The sequence below is a fragment of the Thauera butanivorans NBRC 103042 genome (genome assembly GCF_001591165.1).
In the GTDB taxonomy this organism is placed as follows: Bacteria; Pseudomonadota; Gammaproteobacteria; order Burkholderiales; family Rhodocyclaceae; genus Thauera; species Thauera butanivorans.
In genome coordinates this window covers 1-2,054 of record NZ_BCUG01000115.1, presented here as the reverse complement: position 1 = coordinate 2,054, position 2,054 = coordinate 1, and the positions used below count along the sequence as shown (strand labels likewise).

Sequence of the window (2,054 nt, the reverse complement as noted above, 5' to 3'; positions counted from 1 at the left end):
ACCTCGCGCTCCTCGGTCATCATGTGCAGGCGGTAGAACTCGGCGTAGGCATCGAAAGCCTCGCTGAAGGCCTCGAAGCCGCCCGCCTCGCCCGACTGGTAGCGCGCCAGCGCGGCTTCGAGCGTCTTGATGCGGGCGTCGGCTTCGGCGTGTTCCCGCTCCAGGTGGGCCAGCACTTCAGCCCCCTCCTGGGTGCGCGCGCGCAGCGGTCCGAAGAGGAATTCATCCTCCTTGGGGTGGTGTCGCTTCTCGGGGTAGGCGTCGAGGTATTCGACCATCGCCTTCAGCAGCTTGTGATCCGGCTCGAGCCGGCCCTCGCCGATCTCCTTGATCATGTAGCGGATGGCGTGGATGATCGCCGCCAGCGACTGGTGCTCATCCATCAATATGCGCATTGCTTCCATCGGAATCTCCTTGCTCGGGTCTGTCAGCTCACCAGCATCGCCTGGTGCTTGCTGCCGAAGCCCAGATAGGCCTCGATGACGCGCGGATCGTCGGCCAGTTCGTGCGCCGGGCCTTGCATGGCGACCTGGCCGGTCTCGAGCACGTAGGCGTAGTCGGCCACCTGCAGCGCGGCGCGCGCGTTCTGCTCCACGAGCAGGATCGACACCCCGCGCCGGCGCAGCTCGGCGATGATGCGGAAGATCTCGCGCACGATCAGCGGCGCCAGCCCCAGGCTGGGCTCGTCGAGCATCAGCAGCTTCGGTTTCGCCATCAGCGCGCGGCCCACCGCCAGCATCTGGCGTTCGCCGCCGGACATCGTGCCGGCCGCCTGGTCGCGCCGCTCCTTCAGGCGCGGGAACAGCGCATAGACTTCTTCGAGCGTCTGCGCGTGGTCGCGCTTGCCCATGCGGTAGCGCTGGAAGGCGCCCAGCACCAGGTTGTCCTCGACGCTCATCTCGCCGAACAGCTCGCGCTTCTCGGGCACCAGGTTCATGCCGCGCGCGACCATGCGCTCGACCTCGGGCACCACTTCGAGCGTGCCGTCGAAGGCGACCTGCCCCTTGGAGCCGAGCACGCCCATGATCGCCGACAGCATCGTCGTCTTGCCCGCGCCGTTGGGGCCGATCACGGTCACGATCTGGCCTTCGCCCACGGTCAGGCTGGCGTGGGTGAGCGCCTCGACCTTGCCGTAGGACACGCACAGGTCCCGGACTTCCAGCACCGGGTTCTTCGCGCCCGCGTTCGAGGCGGCGGCCTGCGTTTGCTGCTGTGTCATCGCGTTCTCCTCGCTCATTCCACACCGCCCAGGTAGGCTTCGAGCACCGCCGGGTTCTTCTGGATCTCCTCGGGCAGGCCCTCGGCGATCTTCTGGCCGAACTCCATCACCACCACGCGATCGACCAGGCCCATGACGAAGTCCATGTCGTGCTCGACGATCAGCGTGGCCATGCCCTCGGCGCGCAGCTTCTTCAGCAGCTCGGCGAGTGCCTGCTTTTCCTTGAAGCGCAGGCCGGCCGCAGGCTCGTCGAGCAGCAGCAGGCAGGGGTCGGCGCACAGCGCGCGGGCGATTTCGAGGATGCGCTGCTGGCCCAGCGCGAGGCTGCCCGCCTCCTCGTACATGAAGTCCTTCAGGCCCACGCGCTCGATCTGGTACGCCGCCTCCTTGAGGATGCGCGCTTCTTCCGCACGGTCCAGGCGCCAGGCCGAACTCAACACGCCCTTGTCGCTGCGCAGGTGCGCGCCGATGGCCACGTTCTCGAGCACGCTCATCGTCGGCAGCAGCTTGACGTGCTGGAAGCTGCGGCTCATGCCCATGCGGGCGATCTCGCGCGAGTCGTGGCCGGCCACCGGCTTGCCGAGGAACAGCACTTCGCCCGAAGTCGGCGTGTCGACGCCCGAGATCTGGTTGAACATCGTGCTCTTGCCGGCGCCGTTGGGGCCGATCAGCGCGAGGATCTCGCCCGCGCGCACTTCCAGGCTCATGTTGTTGTTGGCCACCAGGCCGCCGAACTTGCGCGTCACGTCCTTCGCCACCAGGATCGGCTCGCCGGCGGCCGGCAGCGTGCGCCGCGGCAGCGGCTCGGCGGCGGCGTCGATCTTCTTGTGCACCA

3 protein-coding genes are annotated in these 2,054 nt (G+C 67.7%); all 3 read right to left on the bottom strand.

Annotation, left to right across the window (positions count from 1 at the left end):
- Positions 1-404: hemerythrin domain-containing protein (locus tag TBU01S_RS22550; protein ID WP_068639716.1), on the bottom strand; the 404-nt coding region annotated here is incomplete at its 3' end.
- A gap of 23 nt (positions 405-427) precedes the next feature.
- Positions 428-1,219, bottom strand: coding sequence for an ABC transporter ATP-binding protein (locus tag TBU01S_RS22545; RefSeq protein ID WP_068639718.1), 792 nt, complete (start codon positions 1,217-1,219; stop codon positions 428-430).
- 14 nt (positions 1,220-1,233) lie between these two features.
- Positions 1,234-2,054, bottom strand: an 821-nt coding sequence (locus TBU01S_RS22540) for an ABC transporter ATP-binding protein (protein ID WP_157659264.1), incomplete at its 5' end; no start/stop codon positions are given.

Coding starts and splice junctions, on each gene's coding strand:
- TBU01S_RS22545 (WP_068639718.1), bottom strand. CDS start 1,219: ATGACACAGCAGCAAACGCAGGCCGCCGCCTCGAACGCGGGCGCGAAG.